8 protein-coding genes and 1 pseudogene are annotated in these 8135 nt (G+C 33.8%); 4 read left to right on the forward strand and 5 right to left on the reverse strand.

Features of this window, described 5'->3' with window-relative positions; all coding sequences use genetic code 11:
• Window positions 1-413 precede the first annotated feature (413 nt).
• From spo0A to BFA01S_RS22635, 4 genes and pseudogenes are all read left to right on the forward strand, one after another.
• Window positions 414-1202 (forward strand): sporulation transcription factor Spo0A, encoded by a 789-nt coding sequence (gene spo0A, locus BFA01S_RS19805; protein ID WP_066235014.1) that lies wholly within the window; start codon window positions 414-416, stop codon window positions 1200-1202.
• 378 nt (window positions 1203-1580) lie between these two features.
• Complete coding sequence (locus tag BFA01S_RS22630) at window positions 1581-1754, forward strand: hypothetical protein (protein ID WP_156483962.1); 174 nt, start codon at window positions 1581-1583, stop codon at window positions 1752-1754.
• A 180-nt stretch (window positions 1755-1934) separates the two neighbouring features.
• Window positions 1935-2171 carry a hypothetical protein gene (locus BFA01S_RS19810; protein WP_066235017.1) on the forward strand — a complete coding sequence of 79 codons (237 nt, stop codon included), beginning with the start codon at window positions 1935-1937 and terminating at the stop codon, window positions 2169-2171.
• A 217-nt stretch (window positions 2172-2388) separates the two neighbouring features.
• Window positions 2389-2484 (forward strand): annotated as a pseudogene (locus BFA01S_RS22635) (hypothetical protein); the annotation flags it as partial.
• A gap of 88 nt (window positions 2485-2572) precedes the next feature.
• On the opposite strand, the gene BFA01S_RS19815 reads toward BFA01S_RS22635, so the two are convergent.
• From BFA01S_RS19815 to BFA01S_RS19830, 5 genes are all read right to left on the reverse strand, one after another.
• Window positions 2573-3649 (reverse strand): GGDEF domain-containing protein, encoded by a 1077-nt coding sequence (locus BFA01S_RS19815; protein WP_235843080.1) that lies wholly within the window; start codon window positions 3647-3649, stop codon window positions 2573-2575.
• A gap of 169 nt (window positions 3650-3818) precedes the next feature.
• Complete coding sequence (locus BFA01S_RS19820) at window positions 3819-5513, reverse strand: methyl-accepting chemotaxis protein (RefSeq protein ID WP_066235019.1); 1695 nt, start codon at window positions 5511-5513, stop codon at window positions 3819-3821.
• A 65-nt stretch (window positions 5514-5578) separates the two neighbouring features.
• Window positions 5579-5725, reverse strand: coding sequence for an aspartyl-phosphate phosphatase Spo0E family protein (locus BFA01S_RS22140; RefSeq protein WP_082800094.1), 147 nt, complete (start codon window positions 5723-5725; stop codon window positions 5579-5581).
• 308 nt (window positions 5726-6033) lie between these two features.
• Window positions 6034-7728: a methyl-accepting chemotaxis protein gene (locus tag BFA01S_RS19825; protein WP_066235022.1), complete on the reverse strand. Its 1695-nt coding sequence runs from the start codon at window positions 7726-7728 to the stop codon at window positions 6034-6036.
• Between the two features lie 61 nt (window positions 7729-7789).
• On the reverse strand, window positions 7790-7975 hold the full coding sequence (locus BFA01S_RS19830; protein ID WP_066235024.1) for an aspartyl-phosphate phosphatase Spo0E family protein: 186 nt from the start codon (window positions 7973-7975) through the stop codon (window positions 7790-7792).
• Between the last annotated feature and the right edge of the window lie 160 nt (window positions 7976-8135).

Raw genomic sequence — 8135 nt, forward strand, 5'->3', positions numbered from 1 at the left:
CCAAATCCTTGATTTTATTGGATCTCCATGACAGGGCCTTTCAGCAGGATGTTCCAAAAGGGTAGCTTTTACCCTTTTGGAACATCCTCTTTTTTTAGGTAATAATGCTAATTCTTAAATAACTGATAGCAATTTCTAGTTAAGATGAATTTTAATCCTTTTAAATTGATCTTATTTTATGTAAAATAGAAATTATGAAAAGAAAGATTTTTCGACAAAAATACCTTAGTCTAAAAAGTCAAATATCAAAACAGGTCGAAATTTAGAGAAAAATGGAGTATTATTCAGAATACCTTTGGTTTTTGAGTTTTTTTCAAAAAATTAAAGGATATAAAGTAACATTGTCGAATAGTTTAGTTTAGAATCTTGTATAAGAAGTGATTTTGGCAATAGACTTAAGGAGGACTAAAACATTGAAAAAAATAAAAGTGTGTATCGTTGATGATAATAGAGAGCTAGTTGGATTATTGGAGGAATATCTTTCAAGTCAGCATGATATGGAGATTCTTGGGGTTGCTTATAATGGTCAGGAATGTTTGAATATGTTAGCTGAAAAAGATCCTGATGTGCTGATTTTAGATATTATTATGCCACATTTAGACGGTCTTGGTGTACTCGAAAGGCTAAGAGCGATGGATAAAGTGAAACAGCCTAACGTTATTATGCTGACAGCTTTCGGTCAGGAAGATGTGACGAAGAAAGCAGTTGATTTAGGGGCAGCTTATTTCATCTTAAAGCCTTTTGATATGGAAGGGCTTGCAAGTCATATCCGCCAAGTAAGCGGCAATGCTGCACCGATCGTAAAGCGTGCTACTTCAAGTATTAGGACAGCAGAAGAGCCTAAAGTGAAAAACTTGGATGCGAGCATTACGAGCATTATTCACGAAATCGGTGTACCTGCACATATTAAAGGCTATTTATACTTAAGAGAAGCAATCTCGATGGTTTATAACGATATTGAGCTGCTCGGTTCTATTACAAAAGTATTGTACCCGGATATTGCGAAAAAATACAATACGACAGCAAGCCGTGTCGAGAGAGCAATCCGTCATGCGATTGAGGTTGCGTGGAGCCGTGGGAATATCGACTCTATTTCATCATTATTCGGCTACACAGTAAGCATGACAAAAGCGAAACCGACAAATTCAGAGTTTATTGCGATGGTTGCAGATAAATTAAGACTTGAACATAAGGCTTCTTGAAAGGGTTGAATCGTTGTTATTACTGGGATTGGGGTGATTCTTCAGTTATTACTACTAAATGTACAGTGACCGATAAACTTCTTTTTGAACCTATAAATACTTCGTTTATTTACCGAAAGACATCATTTTTTATTGGTATGTAAAACTGCCAGTAAAGGATGGTGTCTTTTTTTGTTGTTATCTGATTTGGAACTATAAATGGTCAAGGTGCTACATGCCATTCTAACGAAATTAACTTTGATGTTCTGTACCACTGCCCTATTGATTTCACTGTACAGCCTTTTATGAGAGGGTTGGTCAAGGTTTTGGGTAAAATAAAATAACCGTTTCCGAAAAAAATTTTCGGGGACTATATAAAACATTTTGGAGGTTACTGCTATGGAAAAACAAATGACAGCTAATGAAATTTTAAAAGCTATTGAAGGGATGGATAATGGTGAACGTATCAAACTGTTAAATGAGTTATCCGCTAAACACTTTGGTAAGAGACCGTCTCTTGAAGAAATAAGATGGCGAGATTATAATGCATTTCATGGTGATGAGGAGTACTAATTGAATAAAATTAAGAATGTAAAACAAAAGAATAACCCTGCCCTTTTTCTTCCATTTAATTCCTTTAAAAATGAAAATGTAGTATTATAGTAATTTGAAATTATAAAGTAGGGTGTTTTTTATAGCAGTAAAAGAGAGAAAACCTGTTAAACCATCTGTACGTGTATTAGCAATTGGTTTGTGGGCAGTAGTAGTATTCACGTATTCGCAATCTTTGCAAGTGATGACGAGGAAAAAATTGATTATAAAGTAACTCAGCAACGCTATGATAAAGCTGGTACTCTTTACATGGCTATTGAGGCTGATGTTACAGAGAAAGAACAAGCTAAAGAATTAACAAAACAAGTTGAAGCCAAACATAAAGATAAACAAACTGGATTAGAAAACACTAATGAGTGGGTTGAAACATCAAATTAAGATTCTTTATATAGTTTTATTTGGTTACCTTAATGGTGACCTTTTTAATTGCTAATAATTTTCTGTTTGTTGTTAAGATATAGGAAAAAGTATAATTGACGTGTGAATAGTAGAGTAATAGCAAGTTGATCACTAAGCAACTAATAAGTAAAATACATACGGATAAATAAATGGTACATATAAATAAACGAATAGTCCAAAATGTTGACATAACAAAGGCTACACAGTAAACATGACAAAAGCGAAGCCGACAAATTCAGAGTTCATCGCAATGGTTACGGATAAATTACGACTTGAACATGAGGCTTCTTAAAAAGAATAGAAGTTCAATTAATTAAAAAAGACATCATTTTTATCGGTATGCAATTTTACCATTAAAAGAGATGTCTTTTAGTATTTATTTAATGGGATAAGGCAATACATACTTTATTCCGTCCCGTATTTTTTGCTTGATATAAAGATTTATCCGCATCTTCAATTAAATTATATATATTGTCTGTTGTTTCGCGAAAACAAGCTACACCGATGGAAACGGTTACATTAATGTGGTTGTTTTTTAACTGGAATGAGTGTTTCTCTACTGACCGGCGAATTTTCTCCGCGGTTTCCCTTGCCTCTGTTAAAGAAGAATTACGAAGCAGAACAGTGAACTCCTCACCGCCGTTCCTGCTAATAATATCAAAGGAGCGGGAACATTTTTGAAGTATTTCACCAAGCTGTTTTAATACTTCATCACCCTCAGCATGTCCATAAGTATCATTTACCTTTTTGAAAAAGTCAATATCAATATAGAGCAGAGAAAGCTGTTCCTTTTTATGAATAACTGTCTTGACTAAATCATTAAATTTTTCATCAAAATTCCGATAATTATTCAGTCCGGTCAATGCGTCCGTTGTTGATTCAGATTTATATTTTTTAAATAACATTTGATTTGTACGCAAAACATTTAAAACATAAAAGGCGATAAAGCCACCGATATAAGAAGCTCCTGAGTAAAATGGAATTAAGTATGCAAGAGTGTAAGGATCATGTAGTAAAGAGCTGACAATAATAGAAAAAATAAAATTGTCAAAAGTTAAAATGAGAAAGATTTTCATTTTTTTCGATAATGTTGTTTTGGCTAAAATTAGAGAGGCAGCAGTAACTAAGATGATTAAAATAATGGAAGTAAATGCTGGTATGTTTATAGCAATAAACATACGGCCTAAAATAATGAGTAACATGGATAGTAAAGCAGGCAGTGTACCACCGTAAAAAGCAACTAATATAAGTGGGATATGCCTTAGATCAATTAATGCTGCATCTATAGAAATACTGTAGTACATTAATATATTCCCAAGTAATCCGCCTGCGATGCCAACCGTTATCTTTCTTCTTATTGGCGAATGCCTTGTTAGAGGTTTAGCGTTTGTCATTTGACAATAAAAAATTAATAGAGAAACAAGCACAGTAATATTTGTAAACAAGTCTTTGAACATCAATTTTATCACCCAATAAAATATCGTAATTACCTTTCTAAAAAGATTTAAGTACAACTACTCTTCTACACAGATAAAATTTAATTTACTTCATAAACTGCTTGCGCGGGTTTGTTTCAAATTAGAAGGGTAGACCCTTGCAAGCAGCATCTTTACTTATTTGATCATACTAAAGTTTAAAAGTTTCAATTTGAAGCTGAAGATCATCTGCCATTTGTGACAGAGAGCTTGCGGAAGCTGTAATTTCCTCGCTAGAAGCAAGCTGTTCTTCTGAAGATGCAGATATGGTCTGTGAACTGGAAGCAGCTTCATTTGCGACTGTTTTAACAAGTTCTACCGATTGAACGACTTGTTCCGTACCGGAAGCCATTTGCTCGACAGCACTTGATACTTCTTCAATTTGTTTCGTCACTTCACTTATTGCTTCGTTAATCTGGTTAAATGAAGCACCTGCTGTATTTATTAATTTCATACCTGAATTTACTTCTTTTGCTGTTGATTCCATTGAGACAACAGCTTTATTCGTATCAGTTTGAATCACATGAATAAGACCAGAAATCTGTTTTGCTGATTCTGCAGACAGCTCTGCTAATTTTCTTACTTCATCAGCGACAACAGCGAAACCTCGCCCGCTTTCACCAGCTCGGGCAGCTTCAATTGCTGCATTTAATGCAAGTAAATTTGTCTGGTTCGCTATTCCAGTAATAGCCTCAACGATTTGTCCGATTTTTTTAGAATGTTCTCCCATATCTTTAATAACATATTCTAACTCATTCACATTTTTGGTAATTAGACCCATTTGTTGAACTGATGTTTGGATCGCTTCATTTCCATCATCTGTTTTTTCAGATGCTTCATTTATCATTGTTAATGTAATTTCTGTACTTGCAGCAATTTGCTGGCTGCTAGCTGAAATTTGCTGAATGATTTCTGAAGTACCATTTACAGCGGATGCCTGCTTTTCGGCTCCAGCTGCCAGTGATTGAATTGTCGTTGCAATTTCTTCAGTAGCATAGCTATTTTGTTCAGAGCTTGATGCTAATTCTTCAGAGGAGGCTGCAACTTGCTCTGACGTTTCTTTCACCTTTTTTACTAAAGTTGTCAGATTGTTAATCATTTTATTAAATGCCTTTGTTAAATGACTCACTTCATCTTTTGAATCTTTAAAACGTAGTGCTGGAGTAGTTAAATCACCATCACTAACACGTTCAGCCATCGCTGTTAATTGCTGCAGCGGTTTAATTTTTCTAAGAAGTACTATTAATGCTAAATTTATAAAAATAACTAATATAATAATGATAACAATGGTGGAAATTAAAAAAGTATTCATTTTTGTGTATGTAATATGAGACTGTTCATCTGCCCACTCATTCATCTTATTATCGAATTTTGTGAGTGAATCAGAAATGAAATCTTTTTGAATATTATATTGATCTCCGAATACGATTCTTCTGGCATTTTCATAATCTTTCTTTTCAGCAAAAGCAAATGCTTCTTTTTCTATTTCAGCGAGTTTATGAGAATCTGCAAAAGCTTGTTCCAGAAGTCCAATAACTTCATTCGATACTTGTATCTTCTTTAACTCTGAGATGACATTTTCACGTGTTTTTGTCTCGTTTATTTCTTTCATATAAGCGTTATAGTACTTTGTTTCTCCATATTGCACATAGGCACGGATATTATCCGATAGGGCGTCAGATGCCAGGAGAAAATCATCAGCTAAGCTTTCAGCTTTAATTTGAATATTGATTGTTTCAGTACGTTCTTTAATTGCTGTGTAAAGTAAGGCTAAACTAATAACACTAATGATTGAAAGAGAGATCATTACTGTCATTAGAATTTTAATTAGCTTGGAAATTTTCACAAAATATCCCTTCTTTTTTAGGTTATAGGCATAGATTCATTCATTTTAAATTAATCTATGTGCTATTAATATTTTCCAGATGATTGATACTGATAGATTAGTTGATCTAATACTTGACTATACTTTAATGTCTTAGGATCATTTAGACCTTTTATATTACAAGTCTCTATCATTGCTTTCCTAATGAGATCAATCTTATGAATAATTGACATTTATTATCAACACCTCCTAAAAATAGTCCTTTTGTAATATTATGATACAAAATTAGTAAAAACGGAATAGTTTTTGACAAAAACATAGTATTTTTGACAAAAAAAACATAGTCTTTTTATCATATTTTATTCCATATAAGAACTAATTTTTAATTCTAAATAACTATTTATTTAAATGGGTAATGTTAAAAGTATAGTTTCAGCCAATTGTGAAACGATTACATAATTAAAATGAACTAGGGGAAATATAATAAAGAAAGCCTGGTTACCGTGAAATATTTCACGGTAACCAGGCTTGATAGGGATGTTTATAATTTAAATATTCCGATTTGAGTTTGCAGGTCGTCAGCCATTTTCGATAAAGAGCTTGCGGAAGCTGTAATTTCTTCTGTTGAAGCAAGCTGCTCTTCTGTTGCTGCCGATACGCTTTGGGTGCTGGAAGAAGCTTCATTAGCAACAAGCTCAACTGTTTTGATTGAGTGAACGACATGTTCTGTTCCAGCTGATAATTGTTGTACAGAACTTGATATTTCTTCAATCTGTGCTGTTACTTCATTTATTGCGCTATTAATCTGGTTGAATGAACATCCAGCTGTATTCACTAACTCAATTCCTGAACTTACTTCTTTTGCTGTTAATTCCATTGAGATAACTGCTTCATTTGTAGCTGCTTGGATCATATGAATAAGACCTGCAATTTGTTTTGTAGATTGGGCAGAGAGCTCTGCTAATTTTCTTACTTCATCAGCAACAATTGCAAAACCGCGGCCGCTTTCACCAGCTCTCGCCGCCTCGATAGCTGCGTTTAAAGCGAGAAGATTCGTTTGTTCAGCAATATTATTAATAACTGCGATTATTTGCCCGATTTCACTAGAATGTTCTCCCATATTTTTAATGATATTTTCTAATTCACTCACATTTTCGCTAATAAGCCCCATTTGTTTAACAGATGTTTGGACAGCATTGTTTCCACTGTTTGTTCGTTCAGCTGCTTTGCTGACGGTTGCTAAAGTGATTTCCGTACTTCCTGCAATTTGCTGGCTGCTCGCTAATATTTGTTCAATAATTACGGAAGTATCTTTTATACTATGAACTTGCCTTTCAGCCCCAGCTGCCAGCATCTGCATTGTTGCAGCAACTTCTTCGGTAGCGTGGCTATTCTGTTCAGAGCTTGATGAAAGCTCTTCGGAAGATGCTGATACTTGTTCTGAAGTATCTTTCATTTTTCTTACTAATGTTTTTAAATTCGTCGTCATTAAGTTGAATGCTTTGGCTAATTGTGATACTTCATCTTTTGAAGATTTAAGATGAACTTGTTCCACATTTAGGTCACCGCTGCTGACAAGCTCGGCTAATGTTGTTAATAATTGCAGCGGCTGAATTTTTCGATGTAGGAAAATTAATGATATATTCACAAAGATAACTAGAATAAATATAAAGACGATAGTAGAGATTAAGTATGTGAGCATCTTGTTATAGGCAATCGCTGCTTGATCATTTGCCCATGTATTCATCTTTTCTCCAAAGTTTTCAAATGCAAGAGTGGTTGAAGCTTTTTGGGTATTATATTCATTTCCGAATGCAATTTGTCCAGCTTCTTTAAAGTTTTTTCTTTCTACTGCATCCATTGCAACACTTTCTAATTTGGCAAGCTGTTTCGACTGTTCTGTTGCCTGTCCAACCGCTGAAATAAGTTCATCCGGTACATCCAGTGCTTTCAGCTGTTCTAATGTTGTCTCTCTCGTTTTTGTTTCCGTAACTTCTTTCCAATATGCGTCGTAGTATTTCAATTCACCAGATTGGATATAGCTTCTTACACTACTAGTTAAAAAATCAGATACATTCATAAAACTGTAAACTAAATCCTGTGCTTCAATTTGAGTATCAATTGCTTTTGTTCGATTTTGAATAGATTGAAAAAGAAGAGTTAAATTAATTAAGCTGATAATAGAAAGAGTAACTGTTAATATTATTAGAATTTTAATCAGTCTAGTAATTTTCATACAAATATTCCTCATTTCTAATATGAAATATAGCTTGTTGTTCTCTGATACAAACGATTAGTCAGCCTTTTTGTAAACGCTTTCTTAAGTGCTGATGATAAAAAATTAATTTATCTAGTTTTTCGCTATACTGTAATGTTTCCGGGTCATTTAAGCCTTTTGTCTTACCTTTTTCAATCATTGCCTGTCTAAGCATGTCAATTTCATAATCTAGTGTAATGAAATTCTTTATATAGAGATTTTCCACTGCTGCATTCCCTCCTAATACTCCATGCGTTTAATTCATCATTTAGGTCTTTAGAATCATTATCGGAGAAAGTGAAGTACATTGGAATAGATTCGACAAAGGTTCTTATGAAACTACAAAATTCTATATGAGGCTGTCTAAAAAGGTCAAAAAATAACTC

Source organism: Metabacillus fastidiosus NBRC 101226, assembly GCF_001591625.1.
Taxonomy (GTDB): Bacteria; Bacillota; Bacilli; order Bacillales; family Bacillaceae; genus Metabacillus; species Metabacillus fastidiosus.